Source organism: Flavimarina sp. Hel_I_48 (genome assembly GCF_000733945.1).
GTDB lineage: Bacteria > Bacteroidota > Bacteroidia > Flavobacteriales > Flavobacteriaceae > Leeuwenhoekiella.
Window position 1 is genome coordinate 1538584 of sequence record NZ_JPOL01000002.1, and the last position, 18735, is coordinate 1557318.

General features: G+C 41.4%; 19 protein-coding genes. 13 read left to right on the plus strand and 6 right to left on the minus strand.

Annotated elements, in window-relative coordinates; translation table 11 throughout:
• The first annotated feature begins 56 nt into the window (after positions 1-56).
• A complete protein-coding gene (locus tag P162_RS06885; protein ID WP_031426526.1) occupies positions 57-824 on the plus strand; it encodes a DUF3298 and DUF4163 domain-containing protein in 768 nt (255 codons plus the stop codon).
• On the opposite strand, the gene P162_RS06890 is transcribed toward P162_RS06885, so the two are convergent.
• On the minus strand, positions 775-1122 hold the full coding sequence (locus tag P162_RS06890; RefSeq protein ID WP_410471161.1) for a hypothetical protein: 348 nt from the start codon (positions 1120-1122) through the stop codon (positions 775-777). The genes P162_RS06885 and P162_RS06890 overlap by 50 nt on opposite strands.
• On the minus strand, positions 1086-1271 hold the full coding sequence (locus P162_RS17675; RefSeq protein WP_164076228.1) for a hypothetical protein: 186 nt from the start codon (positions 1269-1271) through the stop codon (positions 1086-1088). Before P162_RS17675 ends, P162_RS06890 begins: the two co-directional genes overlap by 37 nt.
• A gap of 77 nt (positions 1272-1348) precedes the next feature.
• Between P162_RS17675 and P162_RS06895 the strand changes: the two genes are divergently transcribed.
• Positions 1349-1717: an arsenate reductase family protein gene (locus tag P162_RS06895; RefSeq protein ID WP_031426527.1), complete on the plus strand. Its 369-nt coding sequence runs from the start codon at positions 1349-1351 to the stop codon at positions 1715-1717.
• A gap of 25 nt (positions 1718-1742) precedes the next feature.
• Here P162_RS06895 and P162_RS06900 read toward each other — a convergent pair whose 3' ends face one another.
• A complete protein-coding gene (locus P162_RS06900; RefSeq protein WP_031426528.1) occupies positions 1743-2222 on the minus strand; it encodes an acyl-CoA thioesterase in 480 nt (159 codons plus the stop codon).
• 120 nt (positions 2223-2342) lie between these two features.
• Between P162_RS06900 and P162_RS06905 the strand changes: the two genes are divergently transcribed.
• The 4 genes from P162_RS06905 (at position 2343) to P162_RS06920 (ending at position 8287) form a co-directional block, all read left to right on the plus strand.
• Positions 2343-3368 carry a bestrophin family protein gene (locus tag P162_RS06905; RefSeq protein ID WP_031426529.1) on the plus strand — a complete coding sequence of 342 codons (1026 nt, stop codon included), beginning with the start codon at positions 2343-2345 and terminating at the stop codon, positions 3366-3368.
• A gap of 174 nt (positions 3369-3542) precedes the next feature.
• Positions 3543-4055, plus strand: coding sequence for an azurin (azu, locus tag P162_RS06910; protein WP_031426530.1), 513 nt, complete (start codon positions 3543-3545; stop codon positions 4053-4055).
• Between the two features lie 151 nt (positions 4056-4206).
• Positions 4207-5832 (plus strand): alpha,alpha-trehalase TreF, encoded by a 1626-nt coding sequence (gene treF, locus P162_RS06915; RefSeq protein WP_035916931.1) that lies wholly within the window; start codon positions 4207-4209, stop codon positions 5830-5832.
• A gap of 208 nt (positions 5833-6040) precedes the next feature.
• Positions 6041-8287, plus strand: coding sequence for an FUSC family protein (locus P162_RS06920; RefSeq protein WP_164076229.1), 2247 nt, complete (start codon positions 6041-6043; stop codon positions 8285-8287).
• A gap of 66 nt (positions 8288-8353) precedes the next feature.
• Here the strand turns inward: P162_RS06920 and P162_RS06925 are convergent, their stop codons facing one another.
• The 3 genes from P162_RS06925 to P162_RS06935 are packed head-to-tail and all read right to left on the minus strand — an operon-like array spanning position 8354 to position 11599.
• Positions 8354-9277: a hydroxypyruvate isomerase family protein gene (locus P162_RS06925; RefSeq protein ID WP_031426533.1), complete on the minus strand. Its 924-nt coding sequence runs from the start codon at positions 9275-9277 to the stop codon at positions 8354-8356.
• Position 9278: 1 nt separating this feature from the next.
• Positions 9279-9914, minus strand: coding sequence for a gluconate 2-dehydrogenase subunit 3 family protein (locus P162_RS06930; protein ID WP_031426534.1), 636 nt, complete (start codon positions 9912-9914; stop codon positions 9279-9281).
• Between the two features lie 2 nt (positions 9915-9916).
• The gene (locus tag P162_RS06935) at positions 9917-11599 is read right to left on the minus strand and encodes a GMC oxidoreductase (RefSeq protein ID WP_031426535.1); all 1683 of its coding nucleotides are present in this window, start codon (positions 11597-11599) and stop codon (positions 9917-9919) included.
• 186 nt (positions 11600-11785) lie between these two features.
• Between P162_RS06935 and P162_RS06940 the strand changes: the two genes are divergently transcribed.
• From P162_RS06940 to gmk, 7 genes are all read left to right on the plus strand, one after another.
• On the plus strand, positions 11786-12748 hold the full coding sequence (locus tag P162_RS06940; protein WP_031426536.1) for a sugar phosphate isomerase/epimerase family protein: 963 nt from the start codon (positions 11786-11788) through the stop codon (positions 12746-12748).
• Between the two features lie 7 nt (positions 12749-12755).
• Positions 12756-13997 (plus strand): nucleoside permease, encoded by a 1242-nt coding sequence (locus P162_RS06945; protein ID WP_031426537.1) that lies wholly within the window; start codon positions 12756-12758, stop codon positions 13995-13997.
• 48 nt (positions 13998-14045) lie between these two features.
• The gene (locus P162_RS06950) at positions 14046-15194 is read left to right on the plus strand and encodes a Gfo/Idh/MocA family protein (RefSeq protein ID WP_031426538.1); all 1149 of its coding nucleotides are present in this window, start codon (positions 14046-14048) and stop codon (positions 15192-15194) included.
• 66 nt (positions 15195-15260) lie between these two features.
• Entirely contained in the window at positions 15261-16313 is a 1053-nt protein-coding gene (locus P162_RS06955; RefSeq protein ID WP_031426539.1) for a sugar phosphate isomerase/epimerase family protein, read from the plus strand.
• An 11-nt stretch (positions 16314-16324) separates the two neighbouring features.
• On the plus strand, positions 16325-17080 hold the full coding sequence (locus P162_RS06960) for a DUF1080 domain-containing protein (RefSeq protein WP_031426540.1): 756 nt from the start codon (positions 16325-16327) through the stop codon (positions 17078-17080).
• A 189-nt stretch (positions 17081-17269) separates the two neighbouring features.
• Positions 17270-18136 (plus strand): YicC/YloC family endoribonuclease, encoded by an 867-nt coding sequence (locus tag P162_RS06965; RefSeq protein WP_031426541.1) that lies wholly within the window; start codon positions 17270-17272, stop codon positions 18134-18136.
• On the plus strand, positions 18136-18723 hold the full coding sequence (gmk, locus tag P162_RS06970) for a guanylate kinase (RefSeq protein ID WP_031426542.1): 588 nt from the start codon (positions 18136-18138) through the stop codon (positions 18721-18723). Before P162_RS06965 ends, gmk begins: the two co-directional genes overlap by 1 nt.
• Positions 18724-18735 lie beyond the last annotated feature (12 nt).

Genomic DNA, 18735 nt, shown 5'->3' on the forward strand with positions numbered 1-18735 from the left:
GCGGAACGCCAAAATTGCCTGTATCTTTGGCCTATGTTTAACGTAAAAACCTGCTTTTGAAAATCTTTGCGCCCCTGTTTCTTGTTTTGTTGCTCCTAACCAGTTGCCAGGACGAGGCTTCTACACTTTCTTTTTCTGAAAAATCCTACACTACTGCTTCCCTGCCGGAATGTAAAGAGGACCTCTGCCCTAAAATTGCTATTCAGCTTTTAATGGCTGAAGGCAAATCGCCGCTGGCAAAGACCATTAACACTGCAATAGAAGAAAAAATCGCCACTGGCCTCGCTATTAGCCCGGAAGAAGAAGGAAAAATCAAAACCATTGATGAGGGCGTTACCAATTTTATAAAGGAATACAGAACGGCAAATTCAGAATTTCCCAACTTACCCTCTACGGAAGGCTACGAATTTACAAGCAACAGCAGCATAAGCCTGGAAACCGAAAGTTTACTTTCCATAGCGATTGAAATGTACAGCTACTGGGGCGGTGCACATGGCTATGGCAGTACTACTTATGTGAATTTTGACAAAAAAGATGGGAAGCAGCTTACGATGGACAACCTTATAAAAGATAAACAAAAGTTCAGGGAACTTGCAGAGCGGCTCTTCCGAAAAGAAGAAGATATTCCCGAGACCAGAAATATTAATAATACCGGTTATTTTTTTGAAAATGACACGTTTAGCCTACCCAATAATTTTGGGTTTGAAAAAGATACCCTTATCTTGATTTACAACCCCTACGAAGTTGCATCGTACGCTGAGGGGCAAATTACAATCAAAATCCCGAAAGCAGAGGCAGCCCCTTTTCTTTCCGTGCATTTATAGCGCGTTTGAGTGCGGTGATTGCGCCGTGGTGAATTCCTTCATGAAAATTATTGAATACAATGGCCTCTTCTATCGTGCTCAAAACAGAACCAGAGTTGGCCGTATAGGGTTTATACTTTTCAAAAAGTCCTTCATGAAGGTCTTTCCTTGTTTGTTCAACAGCGGGTATTAGCTTTGATTTTAGATACTGCACAGCTACGTTATCAATGTTTTTAGTAGGTTTTGTACCCTTTTTATAATTGGTGATCCACTCTTCTGCAATCACGGGGGTCTGGCCTGTAAAAGAATACATATACATTTGCTGATGTGCCAGCGTGTGCGCAATGTTCCAAAAAATATTATTGTTAAATCCGTAGGGATTGCGTTCAACTCTTCAAGAGCAAGATTTTCCAGGTAGCCAGTGAGGATCTCATGATTTTTTAAGGTAATATCAAGTGTATAGTCCATAGCGTAAATTTAAATTATATTTGCCCGCTGCTAAGAAGCCAAAACCCTTTAGAAGCCCAACCATAAAAGCATAAGTTTTGAAGAAAATATATTACCTCTCCACCTGCGATACCTGCAACCGTATTATTAAAGAAATTGAGCTCCCAAGTGCTTTTATCAAACAGGATATAAAAACAGATCCTATTACCGGGGAGCAACTAGAAGAACTTTACAACCTTGCGGGCAGCTACGAGGCTTTGTTTAGTAAACGTGCCAGGCTTTATAGAGAGCTTGACCTCAAAAATCAAAACCTTGATGACGATGCGATGGGCAATTATATCCTGGAACATTATACCTTTTTAAAACGTCCCGTTATCGTGAACAACGGGGATATTTTTATAGGGAATGCCAAAAAAACGGTCGCTGCTGCAAAAGAAGCCATTCACCGCAACGATAAAGAGATATAGTCTATAAAATTGATCCTAAAGTAATTTATTGACTTAGAGCCTGAGGTTTTTTACCGGCAGTGCGGGTATCTTCTTTTGTGATCGTTCTAAAATCTTCGGTTCTATCCAGCTGGGAAAGGTTGTTGTACAATGCTTCGGGCAATGTGGTCAATTTTCGGCTTTTAAGATCCATCCAGGCACCCATCATTTCGCAGCGCGCAAAATTGTTCCCTTCCGCATCATAAAAATTGTGTACGAATTCAAAAAACTTACCGCCCTCTGCAAGGCCTTTCAACTGTAAGGAAACCTGTACAGGCTTACCGGCAAATACTTCTTTAAAGTAATACATATGCTCGTAGAATACCACGGGACCCAGATTGAGCTTTGCCATCTCTTTCTGGCCAAAACCGTTTTCCATCAAATAACTCATACGGGTATGGCTCATAAAATTTATATATGCTGAATTGGCCAAATGCCTATTTGCATCAATATCGCTCCAGCGTATTTCAAAATCCTTTAAATACATAAATCGTTCTTAGGTTATAAAACAAAGGTATTATTTTTAAATCCCTAATTCTGTTGTAAATATCTTAATGGATTTGCCTTAAGCACCCTTAGGGTCTATTTTTACGAAAAAAATACGCGTATGTACATCAAAAGAAATATGAGCTGGAAACTCATATTTAGATATACCTGGAAGAATATCCTGTTTTTCGTCCTATACTGCCTTCTTATATTTTTTATCTATGAAATATTAGGGTTCTATTTTATTGGTTTTCCCTTTCAACCACTAACTGTGATAGGTATTGCGGTATCTTTTTATGTAGGTTTTAAAAATAGCCAGAGTTACGACCGTTTCTGGGAAGGTAGAAAGATATGGGGCAGTGTGGTAAATTACAGCAGGACATGGGCCATACGGGTAATCAGTTTTGTGGATACCGATGACGAGGCTTTTAATCAGCGCGTAAGGACTGAAATGGTACATCGTCACGTAGCCTGGATCAATGCACTGCGCGTGCAATTGCGCCAACCCCGGTCCTGGTCGCTAGAGCATGGTTTTTTTGCAAAAAGGCTCTTTGACAGCCATGCAGAGCGCAACATGTCCAGAACAGGTGCACATAATTTTATATCTCAAGTGGAGTATGAAAATATTAGGGACCGCCCTAATATAGCTACGCACCTGGTCAAGAATCAGGCAAATTCAGTGACTCAATTGCGCAAAGACAATGTGATTGATGCCTTTCAGGAAATGCAGCTGCAAGCAGTGCTTGAAGAATTTTATAATCTACAGGGAATGTGCGAGCGTATAAAAAACACGCCATTTCCCAGACAGTACGCTTATATGTCAAAAATATTTACATGGATTTTTGTCTTACTTCTACCTCTTGGTTTATTGAATATTTTTGAAGAACATGTGCAAAGTGACACGATACATGAAGGGTTAAAAAACCCGTTACTGTTTTTACAAATGATTCCTTTTGCGGTACTGATCATGTGGATTTTTACCACCATGGAAATGGTAGGTGACAGCAGTGAAGACCCGTTTGATGGACGTGCAAATGACGTTCCCATGACCGCACTTTGCCGCACCATTGAAATAGACCTGCGTGATATGCTCAATGAAAAACAATTACCAAAACCCATAGAACCAAAAGACGATATTCTTTATTAAAATTTCATCTGAAAGAAGCGCTAAGTATAATTTACCAAAGGCATTTCAAAACGTGAAAAAAGCATTGCAAAAAGCTTAAATCTTCGTTATCTTTCAAATTCATTTAAAACAACCGTGCCGCTTTACAAACTGTTGAGGCACAGGTTATAAAATTAAGACTAAAACCATTTATTCATGAAAATCCTTAAGAAATTAGCGCTTGTAGCCCTTGCTACCTTGCTTGTAAATTGTGGCGATGCCGAAAAAAAAGAAAAAGATGAGGTCAAATTAAAGTCCAATAACTCCGCAACAACTTCTTCAAAAAAAGAATCTGATGTTACCGAAGTTGTGTTGCTTGCCACAGATCAAATGCAGTTCAATAAAACTGAAATACGCGTACCTGCAGGTAAGCCTATAACCCTGACTTTACGCCATACCGGTACCATGGATGTAAAAGTTATGGGACATAATTTTGTATTGCTGAAAAAAGATACAGAGATTCCCGCTTTTGCAAATGCGGCCGCTGGTGCAGCAGAAAATGAATATATTCCTGACGGTACTGAGGCCGTTATTGTACATACTAAATTAGTAGGTGGTGGTCAGTCTGACACTATTGATTTTGACGCTCCAGAGCCTGGGACTTATGATTTTATCTGTAGTTTCCCCGGTCATTACGCTTTGATGAAAGGTAAATTCATCGTGGAGTAGGTCAAAGACCTGAAAATCATTCCATTTTTAGGCTAAAATCAAGCATAAATACTTGGTTTTAGCCTATTTTTTTTCATTTTAATCCTTATTTTTCAATAGAATAAAAGTGTTTTCTAACTCGTGAATAACTTACAATTAGCAACTTTAAGTAATGATAAAAAATCGCGACTATATATTCTTTTTGATTATAACATGTACTCTTCTTGCCGTATGCTCGTGTAAGAAAGAAGCTAAAAATCATACTTTGCAAATTACCAAATCACAAGAAGCACAATTTTTAAAGAAAGAACTAAATCCTATAGAACGCTACGAGGAATTGCTCGTAGATGTACAGATGCAGCGCATCTTTGAGGATGGAAAAACGTTTGTGGACTGTATACCGAAATTTCCCGCGGATACTATTTTAAAAAATTACAGGGCAGAAAAAGAACGGGCAGATTTTGATCTGAAAACATTTGTTCTCATCAATTTTGAACTTCCCATTTCACCTACCACAGACTTCGAATCTGATACTACACGCACGGTATCAGAACATATTGAAACGCTTTGGCCCTATCTCACGCGCAATGCAGATGAAATCGTACCGGGCAGTCGCATAGCCCTACCAAATAAATATATCGTTCCGGGTGGGCGTTTTCAAGAAGTATATTATTGGGATTCCTATTTTATTCTTCTGGGGCTCAAGGAAACCGGCAATGATAGCCTACTGAAAAATATTGTCGATAATTTTGCCTATCAGATAGCGAAATTTGGTTTTGTCCCTAATGGGAACCGCACCTATTACCTTAGTCGCTCCCAACCCCCATTTTTTGCCGAAATGGTTGAATTGTTAGCTTCGGTTCAAAATGAAAAAGAGACGTATTTAAAATATAAGGACGCTCTGGAACACGAATACGCTTTCTGGATGAAAGGCGCCAGGACACTAGCTCCCGGTGACTCTAAAATGCGCGTGGTAAAAATGAAAGACGGCAGTGTTCTAAACCGTTTTTACAGTAATACCACAACCCCCAGGGCAGAAAGTTACTATGAAGATGTCACTACTGCGGCAAAGATACCAGAACGGGACGCGGAAGATGTTTACCTCAACATCTCTGCTGCCTGTGAGAGTGGCTGGGACTTCAGCAGCCGCTGGTTTTCAGAACCTGATAAATTAACGACCATTAAGACCACGAGGATTATCCCTGCAGATCTTAATGCCCTTATCTTCAAAATGGAAAAAACACTGGCCAAAATGCGCAGTTTTGCTGGAGACGAGCGCGGAGCAAACAATATGGAAACCGCGGCAGAAATTCGCAAAAAGGCAATAAATACGTATCTCTGGGACGCAAAAACCAGGATTTATCAGGATTACGATCTCGATAAGAATACTTTTACAAATGTGCTGTCGTTAGCAACCGTCTATCCTTTATATTTTGGACTTGCCAGTCAGGAGCAGGCAGATTCCATTGCTGAAATCTTACAAGAAAAATTTCTTAGCCCAGGTGGTCTTTCCACCACCTTGAATGACAACAGCGAACAATGGGATTATCCCAATGGCTGGCCTCCCTTACAATGGATATCAATCAGGGGTCTTGAGCGTTATGGCAAAAATGAACTTGCGACGACCATTAAATCAAGATGGCTGGCCCTTAATGAAGATGTATATAAACGTACCGGCAAAATGCTTGAAAAATATAATGTCGTAGATACCTCTTTACTCGCAGGCGGAGGGGAATATCCTAATCAGGATGGCTTTGGGTGGACAAATGGCGTATATCTGGATCTGAAAGAGAACTGATCGTTAAAGAAACAGGAGACTAATTTCAGTATTAAACTAAAGTTGTATCTGTTTATGAACAAGATATTCAGAGAGGCTTTATTGACTTCCTGATGTCTGCAATTTAATGCTGCCAAACTACCTTAAATAGGTAGTTCCAGGCCATTACTTTCTAAAATTAGGTTGAAATGGCCATAAATTGATCCCTGCGTGGGATTTAATCAGTGTAATGACAATGCATATCAAAGAAGTTGTACATTCTGTTTTAAAGTTTCTGAAGAGCACTAATTTTTTAAAAGGATTATTGCTTACCACTGCTGCTTTTACTGCCATTGCATTTTGCACTTATTTCTATAATGTAGCCGTGGGTAGCGGCGCTGCACTGGGTGTTTTATTGGTTTCAGCCAGTGATATTCCCGGTAATAGGAAAAATCATCTCATTGGTATGGGAGCGGCACTCGTACTGGCCCTTGTCAATTTTTTATGTATTCACCTTTCTTTACAGATTGATTATCTGGTTATTCCGGTACTCGCAGTTCTGGTTTTTTGCAATGCGATAATTGCCGTATACGGGTTTCGGGCTTCCCTTATTTCCTTTTCGGGACTACTGGCGCTTGTTCTTAGCTTTGCGCATCCACAGACGGGCAGCTTACTCTATTTCAATTTGTTGTATATTTTTCTAGGGGGGTTCTGGTACATTATATTATCCTCTATTTTAAGAAGTTACAGGACTGAAAAATACAGTAAAGAGCTTATTAATTCTTGTATGCACCATACTGCGGAATATTTAAAAGTTCGCGTATCACTTTATAAAACCAAAGATCGAAACGAGGTTTTTAAAAAACTGCTGACCCTTCAAGATACGATAACAACAGAACACGAAGATATTCGGAACGCTGTAATGACACAGCGACAGCAATCTGGTGCTACAGGTTCAAAGCGGAAACAGCTCTTAATGCTTATAGACCTCGTGGATATGCTGGAGCTAGCTGCCGCAAATCCCATTGACTATCAAAAATATGATACTAATGGACAGGAATATCAAAAGGTACTTCATACTTTTTCAGAGGTAATCCAGGAGGTTGCCGAACAGTTGGAGCATTTATCGAATAGCACTAACGCTAAAAAGCGGCATTCCGAAAAAGATCTCGGTGAATATCTACAAAAAGCAGCCGCCGCAATTGAAATTTATAAAACCGGAAAAGGGATCCTTACAAATCCCAAGAATTTGCTCACGCTCAGAAATTTATTTGATTATACAGAAAAGCAGGTACAAAAGCTTGCTTCCATAAAACGGGTTTTGCGATCAGAAGGGTTGAATGACAGATCTATACTTAAAAAAGAAGAACAGTATCAGTTTCTTACCCCACAGGATTACAATTGGGCTGTGCTTCAGGAAAACCTTTCCTTATCGTCCCCCATTTTTAAACACGCCATACGCCTGGTAATTACCGTACTAACAGGTTATTTACTGGGTTCAATATTTTCTATACAAAACGCCTACTGGATCATCCTGACCATTATAGTAATTATGCGTCCAGGCTATGTGCTTACACGGGATAGGTCAAAACAGCGGGCCATTGGGACTGTGATAGGTGGTATTGTAGCTGTGGGAATCGTAATGTTAACGCAGGATAAAATTATTTATGGCGTCCTGATATTTATAAGCATGACCCTGGCATTTGGTCTGGTACAGCAAAATTATAAGACCGCGGCCGTTTTTATAACACTGACCCTTGTTTTTGTTTATGCCCTGTTGACCCCAGATGCTTTAGCGGTAATAGAATATAGGGTGGTTGATACGCTGATAGGCGCCGCAATGGCGAGTATGGCTAATTTTTTACTTTGGCCAGCCTGGGAAGATCATACTATTAGACAGCAAATCCTAGATTCTATAGAAAATTCTCAGATTTATATCAAAGAGATCGGTAATCTTTATGAACTCGATAAACGTACGACCACAAGCTACAAACTCGCCCGTAAGAAGGCCTTTTTAGGAATAGCCAACCTCCATGCGGGCTTTCAGCGCATGGCTCAAGAACCCAAATCCCATCAGATCAAAACCATAGAACTTTATGAGGTAATGGTAAACAGCCACACCCTGGTTTCAGCAGCTGCCTCTTTGGGTACGTATATACAAATACACCCTACAACAAAACCCTCGGTTCATTTTACGAATAGTATACACGCGATCAGTGAGACGCTGCTCAATTGTAGGACGCATTTAAAAAACGATGAGGAGTTAAGGGACGGCAACGAAAAACTATTTGCTGAAGCCAGTAAGGAACTCACTTTTCTCTATGAAAATTTAACTCAGGAGCGCAATGAACAGCGAAAAGAGGGAATAGACAAGATAGATCCTGAATTTAGGGAGAAAATGAAAGAGGCACGTGTAGTTATTGATCAATTGAAGTATATCTATACTATTTCTGAAAATCTCTATAAAGCCCTGAAAAACTATGAAAAAAGGGCATAAAATCAATATTATAGCCAATTATCTAGTGTAAAAGGCATGTTTTTCAAATTTTAAATGCTTTAACTGTTAATAGGTATCGGCTTTCAGATAAGCTTCAATCACCGCTTTCTCTCCTTTCTCCCCTTCGATGGAATTACCATGCTCCATCCCAACCATGCCTTTGTATCCTTTCTCATGAATAAATTTGAAGACATTCTGAAAATTGATTTCACCAGTGCCAGGTTCTTTTCTACCGGGATTATCGCCTACCTGAAAATATGCGATCTCATCCCAGCTGTTCTCTATATTAGGAATCAAATTGCCCTCCTGAATCTGCTGATGATAAATATCATAGAGTATCTTACACGAAGGGCTTCCAACCGCTTTGCAGATATGATACGCCTGTGGTGATTCACTAAGAAACATACCCGGATGGTTATAAAAATTGAGTGGCTCAAGTACCATGGTGATCCCATGAGGTTCCAGAAGGGCAGAAGCCTGCTTAAGGCTTTCGATAACATGGGCGCTCTGATACTCCTTATTCTGGGTTTGGTCCACAAAACCCGGTACTACGGTGACCCACTTTGCATTAACCCTTTTTGCCACTTCTATAGAAGATTTGATTTCACTTAGAAACTCCTCCCTGAGGGCTTTATTGCCACTGGTAAGATTTGGCGTTGTCCAGTAAATTGTATGCGCCACAAAAACGCCCATTTCAATACCACGCTTCTGCATGGTCTGCGCCATTTTTTCCTGTAGTTCCACTGGGCGGTTACGCATTTCGTTATCTTCAAAGGCAGTGAAACCCTGATCTGCCATAAACATAAGTTGGTCTATAGGGTCCTTGCCCGCACTTTTTTCAAACATGCCTATATGCGGTGCATAATTTAGTTTGAAAGTATTTTCTGGCTGTGATAAATCCAAATGTGCGCCAGCGAAAGATTGCAAACCACCGAAAGCTAAAAAAGAGCCACTTAGGGCTCCTTTTTGCATAAAATCTCTTCTTCTCATATTATAATGACATTATTTTACCACCACCTGCTTCTTCTAAAGAAATACATCCTTTATAAGCACCAGGTACAGGATCATACCAAAGTACATTTTCCCCAACCGCTTCACTGGTTTTCCATGCCCATACTGCTTTATCACGTACATTATTAAGATAACCATAGGAATTTGCCTCCGTATCAATCTCTTCTTTTTCAGGCTTTTCTGGATCCTGTGTAGCAGATAAACGCTGATCATATTCTGCACGTTTTTCTTTTTCTGCACCTAGGTATTTAGCTACCATTTTCTCAAATTCTTCCGGTTTCCCGTCTACAATATCCTTATCGAATTCACTCTTAAAGTTGATGGCAAAAGCATTGGCCTGAGCCTTAAAGCTTCTTTGCTCATGTTCTTTTGCCACTTTATCCATATAACTGTCTATGAATTGAGCGATATTTAGTTCACCTGCACCAGGTGTTTCATCTTTCGGTATAATTATGTCAAGTACATGCTTTAAAGCATACCCATTGCTAGCCGTTAGAAAAATGGGTTGCCAATCTGGATCGCTCGTACAACTTTGCAACAGGCTGAAAACCGAAGGAGCCACAACAACATAACCAGCTCCTAGTCCTAAATTTTTTAATAAATCTCTTCTTTTCATCCTTAAGAATTTTTCTCATTTTTAAAATTGGCTGCTGCGTGCTCCGCGGCCCTTGCTGTCATTGCCATATAGGTAAGCGATGGGTTTACACAACTTGCAGAAGTCATAAATGAACCATCGGTCACATATACATTAGGCACGGCATGCACCTGATTGTTCCCATTGAGAACAGAAGTTTTAGGGTCGCGTCCCATACGCGCTGTACCCATTTCGTGAATACCTAATCCAGGTGCACCGGGATCGTCCATGGGCTCAATATTCTTGAAGCCCGCTTTTTCTAGCATTTCAGTAGCCTGGGCAACCATATCTTTACGCATTTCCCATTCATTTTCCTTCCATTCTGCATCAAAGGTTATGGTAGGTAAGCCCCACTTATCTGTCTTCTCATAATCCAGTTCCATTTTATTCTCGTGGTATGGCAAGCATTCGCCAAATCCCATAAGACCCATTTGCCAGTCACCTGGCTTAGAGATTGCTTTTTTGAAATCTGAACCATAGTTGGCCTCAGCTACTGCTTCAGACCAGTCACCACGGCTGGCTCCTCCCTGATATCCGTAGCCGCGCTTGAACGAAGCCTGATCAGAATCTCCACCCACATTTCTAAAACGTGGAATATAAAGGCCATTTGCACGGCGTCCTTTGTAATATTTATCTTCAAAACCATCGTAGCTTGCGCTCGCACCAGCTTTAAAGTGATGATCCATGATATTATGTCCTAACTCGCCGCTGTCATTACCCAATCCATTGGGAAAACGCTCTGATTTAGATTGCATTAATATGGATGCGGAAGCAATTGCAGAAGCACAAAGGAAAATGACGTTAGCCTTAAATTCGATCTTTTCATTGGTTTCGGCATCTATAACCTTAACACCGGTAGCCATTTTGGTTTTATCGTCATAAACTACTTCGCTTACGATACTAAAAGGTCTCAGCGTCATATTACCCGTACGTTCTGCTGCAGGAAGTGTGGAAGAATTACTGCTGAAATATGCCCCAAAAGGACAACCGCGCATACAACGGTTTCTGTATTGACATGCAGACCTGCCTTCATAGGTTTTGTCACCTGTAATATGGGCACATCTACCTATGGTAAGTAGACGATCCTTATAATTTTGCGCGATATTCTGTTTTAGGTGATCCTCAACACAGTTCAACTCCATTGGGGGGCCAAATTTACCGTCCGGCAGTTGTGGTAGTCCTAGATTTTCACCACTAACGCCTATGTATTCCTCTACTTTATCATACCATGGTGCAATATCTTTATAACGTATAGGCCAATCTACTGCTATGCCTTCTTTTTCATTCGCCTCAAAATCAATATCGCTCAGGCGGTAACTTTGCCTACCCCACATGATGGATCTTCCACCCACGTGATACCCGCGCATCCAGTCAAAACGTTTGGTCTCATTGTAGGGATGTTCAAGATCATTGACAAAAAAATGGTTGTGCGCCGCATTGGTAGTATATCCCGTACGTGCCTGTTTCAATTGTTTTTTCTGCTCCTCCTTTGGTAGTTCGCCCTTAAATTCAAAATCCCAGGGATCCATATTCATGGTAGGATAATCTTCTATGTGGCGCACCATACGGCCGCGCTCTAATACAAGGGTTTTAAAACCCTTCTCACATAATTCTTTTGCGGCCCAACCGCCACTTATTCCTGTACCTACAACGATAGCGTCGTACATCTCTTCTGGTTTTGCTTTACTCAAAATCTATTAGGTATTTGAAAATATTTGATATATAATGATACCAAATATATAAATTAAAGTTATTTTTTTAATGGATTCATAAAACTATAATTCAAAAAATGCATAGTTTTAACATCCTAAACACGGTGTCAAGCGCCTGAAACTAATAAATCGATTTAATTAATGATAAAACGACTCCTTTTATTCAGCTTATTTAGTGTATCCCTGATTTCCTGCAAAGAAAAACCCAACAAACAGGAATCAACTGAAACGGTGGAAACAACGGCCGCCGCCCAGCCATTCTTTAAAATTTCCCTCGCGCAATGGTCACTAAGTGGCCCCATAAGAGACGGAAGCATGAATCCGTTTGATTTTGCTCAAAAAGCCAGTGAGATGGATTTTGAAGGTATTGAATACGTAAGCCAGTTGTATACAGAAAAACTGCAAAACTATCCTGACCAGGCTACTGCTATGAATTCACTGGTGCAGACCCTAAAAGCCAAAAGTGAACAGTACGGGGTAAAAAACGTACTTATAATGATAGACAACGAAGGGGAACTTTCTTCTACAGATGTATCCACGCGGGACGAAGCCGTCAAAAAACATCAAAAATGGGTAGATGCCGCAGCGCAACTGGGTTGTCACGCGGTGCGTGTTAACCTTAAAGGGGCAGATGAGAAAGAAGCCTGGAAAGAAGCCTCTGTTGACGGTCTGACCAAGCTTGCTGATTATGCTGCCGAAAAGGATATTGAAGTCCTTGTTGAAAATCATGGCGGCTTTTCTTCAAATGCAAGTTTATTAATGGAAGTAATAAATAAGGTAAACCTTGATAATTGTGGCACATTACCAGATTTTGGCAACTTTTGTATAGAAAGTAGTGAAGATGGCTGCGCCGAAGAATACCCTCGTTATAAGGGCATAGAAGAAATGATGCCAAAGGCCATGGCCATAAGTGCAAAAACATATGCCTTCACAGATTCTGGAGAAGAAAAGGATATGGATTATATGAAGATTATGCAAACCATAAAGGACGCTGGTTACAGTGGCTTTATAGGTATTGAATATGAAGGGGATCAACTTACCCCAGAAGAAGGTATTGCAAAAACAAGGGAATTATTAATACAAACTGCCAAAAAACTAAATTAAGCCATTTATGAAATTTCTTACACGCTCCCAACTTTCGATCATGTTTTTCCTGGAATTCTTTATTTGGGGAGGCTGGTTTGTTACACTGGGTACTTTTATGGGACAAAACCTCAACGCATCAGACGTTGAAATAGGAGCCGCTTTTTCTACACAATCCTGGGGTGCCATTGTTGCCCCTTTTATAATAGGTCTCATTGCAGATCGCTATTTTAATGCCGAACGAATTCTTGGTGTATTGCACCTGGTAGGGGCAGTACTAATGTATCAAATGGCCAATACCGAAAATGTGGATGTTTTCTATCCATACGTTCTGGGGTATATGATTGCTTTTATGCCCACACTGGCATTGGTAAATTCCATTGCTTTCAGACAGCTGAAGGATCCCGCTAAAGAATTTTCGTTTATCCGTGTTTTTGGGACAATAGGGTGGATTATTGCCGGTCTGGTCATAAGTCTCGTGTTTGCATGGGACAGCAAAGTTGGTATCGCTGACGGTATGCTAAAAAACACGTTCCTGATGTGCGCGATAGCTTCAGCTGCGCTTGGTATATTTAGCTTCACACTGCCTAAAACACCACCGGTTGTCGCAAAAGGTGAAAAAGTGGGCCTTAGGGAAATCCTTGGCCTTGACGCACTGGCGCTTCTCAAAGACCGCAATTTTTTGATATTTTTCCTGGCTTCCATACTTATTTGTATTCCGCTGGCTTTTTATTATCAAAACCTAAGTCCTTTTCTGACCGAAATTGGCGTTGAAAACTCAACTGCAAAAGCCTCCATAGGGCAGGTTTCTGAGGTGCTTTTCATGCTGTTATTGCCCCTTTTCTTTAAAAAATTCGGTGTAAAATACACCCTTATTATTGGAATGGCCGCATGGGCGGTTCGCTACCTTCTGTTTGCTTATGGCAACGCAGATGACCTGGTTTTTATGATCCTTATAGGTATCGCACTCCACGGTTTGTGCTATGACTTCTTCTTTGTATCTGGCCAAATTTACACAGATAGCAAAGCAGGATCAAAGTTCAAAAGTTCTGCACAGGGACTTATTACGTTGGCTACTTATGGAGTAGGTATGCTTATAGGTTTTCAAGTTGCCGGGGTCATTACAGAGAGTAATCTCCTTAGCGATGGCGTTCACGACTGGAATGGGATCTGGACATTTCCGGTCCTGTTTGCCGCGGCTGTTATGGTTCTTTTTCTTATATTCTTCAAGAACGAGCGTATCGAGCCTAAAGAGCTGGAAAAACTATAATCGCAATACGCACGGCCAACTAATAAAAAATTAAAACAATACCGAAACATGAAAAAATTAAAAATGGGGATGATTGGCGGCGGCCAGGGTTCTTTTATAGGTGACGTACACCGCAAGGCAGCAAGCATAGATGGAATGATTGAACTGGTATGTGGTGCTTTTAGCAGCAGCGCAGAACGCAGTATCGCTTCCGCGAAAGCGCTTGGTCTTTCCGAGGAGCGTGCGTACAAGAATTTTGAGAAAATGATAGAAAAAGAAGCCGCTATGCCCGAAGGGGAGCGTATGGATATCGTTTCAATCGTGACGCCTAACCATATGCACTTTCCTCCTGCAAAAATGGCATTGGAAAAAGGCTTTCACGTCATCTGTGACAAACCCATGACCCTTACTTTAGAAGAAGCGGAAGAGCTAAAGGAAGTAGTTGAAAGAACAGGTAAAATCTTTGCGTTAACCCATACGTATACCGGTTACCCTATGGTTAAACAAGCCCGCGAGATGATCAGCAAAGGCGATCTGGGCGATATACGCAAGGTCAATGTACATTACCTACAGGGCTGGATGGCCACCGCAGTGGAAAATGATGACAATAAACAGGCTTCCTGGCGCGTAGATCCTAAAAAGTCAGGGATTGGTGGTGCATTGGGAGATATTGGTACGCATGCCGAAAACCTTGTGGAGTATGTTTCTGGAATAGAAATCAGTGAAATTGCAGCAGATTTAAGCACCTTTGGCAAAGACCGTGTGCTTGACGATGATGGCAATATTTTATTGCGACTTAAGAATGGAGCAAAGGGCACCATGAGTATTTCACAGATAGCGGCCGGTGAAGAAAACGACCTCAGCATTCGTGTATACGGTACGAAGGGAAGCATTTCCTGGCGCCAGGAAAACCCTAACGAACTTACCGTCAAGATGCTTGCCGAACCTAAAAAAATCTATACCCCGGGAGGGAACGGCACCTATCCCGCATCTGCTGATTATACGCGTATACCCGCAGGACATCCAGAAGGTTACCTTGAGGCATTTGCAACACTGTACCGCAGTTTTGCAAAAGAGGTAAATCAGGCAAAAGAAGGCAAAAGTAGATCAGAAAATCTTGATTTTCCCACGGTTGCAGACGGTTTACGCGGTATGCAGTTTATTTATGCCGCGGTAGATTCCGGTAAGAATAATGCCGCCTGGGTATCCCTTAAATAATTAAAAAAGATAGTGCCGAACGTTGACAAAACGTTCTTTATCATAACCATTAAATCAATTTTCAGCATGAAAACCATTAAAGGTCCCGCAGTATTCCTCGCACAATTTATGGATGAGAAAGCGCCATTTAATTCGCTCGAGGGTTTATGTAAATGGGCAAGTGATCTGGGCTACAAAGGCATACAGATCCCTACCTGGGAAAACCGACTTATAGATCTTAAAAAAGCAGCAGAAAGTAAAACCTATGCAGATGAACTCAAAGACAAGGTAGAAAGTTATGGCCTTGAAATAACGGAGCTAAGTTCGCACTTGCAGGGACAGTTGGTCGCCGTACACCCGGCCTATGACCTGATGTTTGATAATTTTGCCCCAGAAGGGTACAAGAACAATCCTAAAAAACGGACCGAATGGGCGGTTGACCAGCTCAAATATTCGGCACGGGCAAGCCGCAACCTGGGTATTGATGTGCATGGTACATTTAGCGGTTCCCTTTTGTGGCACACCTGGCACCCCTGGCCCCAGCGCCCACCCGGACTGGTAGAAATGGGTTTTGAGGAGTTGGCAAAACGCTGGAAACCTATACTTGATGTCTTTGACGAGCAAGGTGTGGATGTGTGCTACGAAGTGCATCCCGGTGAGGACGTTCACGATGGGGTTACCTTTGAACGCTTTCGCGAAGCAACGGGAAATCACAAGCGGGTGAATATTCTTTATGATCCCAGCCATTTTGTACTTCAGCAATTGGATTATGTAGAATATATAGACCACTACCATGAATTCATTAAAATGTTCCATGTAAAGGATGCCGAATTTAATCCTACCGGAAAAAAAGGGGCTTTTGGTGGCTATGGCGACTGGCGCGATCGTGCTGGAAGGTACCGCAGCCTTGGCGATGGACAGGTAGATTTTAAGACCATCTTTTCTAAATTGACCGAATACGGTTGTGACGTATGGGCCGTGATGGAATGGGAATGCTGCATAAAATCCCCGGAACAAGGCGCACGCGAAGGCGCTCCCTTTATCGCAGAACACATAATTGAAGCTACCGAAAAAGCCTTTGATGATTTTGCGGGAGCTGAGATCGATGAGAACCGACTTAAAAAAATATTAGGAATATAAATAAAACAACCATGAAATATACTTTAACCGCGTGTGCACTTGCAGCGATAACCCTGCTAAGTTGTAAAGAGAACAAAACCAATGAAGAGAATACGCCCATGGAGGAGACTACCGCTATGGATCAGGATGTAAACGCTAACGAACAGGAAGAATGGACCGTTCTCTTTGATGGCAAAAACATGGACGGCTGGCATGCGTACAATGGCGACAAACCCACGCAGTGGGCAATCGTAGATGACGCTTTAGTGCTGACCCCCGCTGAAAACAGGTCTGGTTCAGAAAATCTTATAACAGATAAAGAATATACAGACTTTGAACTTTCATTGGACTGGAAGATTTCTGAAGGCGGGAACAGTGGTGTGCTCTATGCTGTAGAAGAGGATAAAAAATACAATGAGCCCTATGCCACCGGCCCTGAGATACAAGTCCTGGACAACGAGCGCCATCCCGATGCAAAAGCGGGTACCACGCATCAGGCAGGTGCACTTTATGATATGATCCCTCCCAGTGAGAACGTGGCAAAACCAGCTGGTGAATGGAATACAATGACCATCATGATAAACCATAAAGAGAATATGGGCAAAGTAACCCTTAACGGAACAGAAGTGGTAGATTTTCCGGTTGAAGGCGACCAGTGGAAAGAAATGATCTCTAAATCTAAATTTGCGGACTGGGAGAATTTTGGCCAGGCCAAAACAGGTAAGATCGCCCTTCAGGATCACGGAAATAGTGTTTCTTACCGAAACATTAAGATCAAAGAATTGTAAAAGCGGAACATTTTCTGATAATCAATTGTTTCAAAAACAACCTAAAACCCCGAAATATCGGGGTTTTTTACGTTTAAAAGAGCATATTTCCGAGTAAATTAAGTCTAATTACTCCTTAGAAAAAATTACCTCACCCAACATTAAAAGGGCATTGACAAGTTTCCTTATATTTGCCCCTTAATTACGTTTATGATAAAGTCAATGACCGGTTACGGGAAGTATGTTTCCCAGTTACCCTCAAAAAAAATTACCATTGAAGTCAAGTCGCTCAACAGCAAAAACCTGGACCTCAATGCACGTATCCCCTCTTTTTATCGCGAAAAGGAATTGGAAATCCGCAATATCGCAGCTAAATCGCTTGAACGCGGTAAAATTGATCTCAGCCTTTATGTCGAACTCAACGGGGAAGAGACCAATGCTTCTATAAACGATGCGGTGGTAAGGCAGTACATGAAACAACTGGCCGGGGTAATTGACAGCAAGGAGCTTAATAATATCGAATTGCTTAAAATGGCCATGCGCCTGCCAGATACGCTTAAGACCGAAAAAGACGAGATAGACCCAGAGGAATTTGATGCTATTTTACATGCTCTTGACAGAGCCCTTGAACTTATCAACACTTACAGAAAGGACGAAGGTCGCGCGCTAAGGGAAGATTTTGAAATACGTATTGCCAATATCAAAGAATATCTTTCCGAAGTTGAAAAAATAGATCCTGAACGTATGGCCGGGGTGAAAGAACGACTCCTCAAAAACGTAAGCGACCTTAAAGCAGATGTTGATGAAAACCGCTTTGAACAGGAATTGACCTATTACCTTGAAAAATACGATATCACAGAGGAGAAAGTGCGCCTGGCCAACCATCTTGACTACTTTACAAAAGTATTGAATTCTGGCGAATCAAACGGTAAAAAACTAGGTTTTATAGGCCAGGAAATGGGACGTGAGATAAACACCATTGGTTCAAAATCAAACTATGCACCCATGCAGCAGGTTGTGGTGCGCATGAAAGATGAACTCGAGAAGATCAAAGAGCAACTCTTAAACGTACTTTAATGCAAGAAGGAAAACTCATCGTATTTTCCGCTCCTTCTGGAAGTGGAAAAACAACCATTGTACGCCATTTACTGGATCAAAAAGAACTTAAGCTTGACTTTAGCATATCTGCAGCTTCCCGTGAACCGCGTCCAGAGGAAAAAGATGGTGTAGATTATTATTTTCTGGATCTGAAAGAATTTAAGCGTCGCATCAAAGATGAAGAATTTCTGGAATGGGAGGAAGTCTACCGCGATAATTTCTACGGGACTTTAAAAAGCGAAGTAGAACGCATCTGGGCAAGTGGTAAGAACGTGATTTTTGATATAGACGTGGTAGGTGGCCTGGATATCAAAAAAATATACCCTGAGCGCACGCTGGCCGTTTTCGTAAAACCACCCAGTATTGAAGAACTGAAAATAAGGCTTAAAAAGAGAAAGACAGAAAGCGATGAACGCATCAATATGCGCGTTGCAAAAGCAAGCATAGAACTCGCCACGGCGCCCCAGTTTGACCATATCATACTCAACAATAAATTAGATGAAGCATTGAAAGAGGCACATACCCTTGTCGCTGATTTCGTATCACCCTCAAAAGACACCGAATAAAAAGCGCTTTCT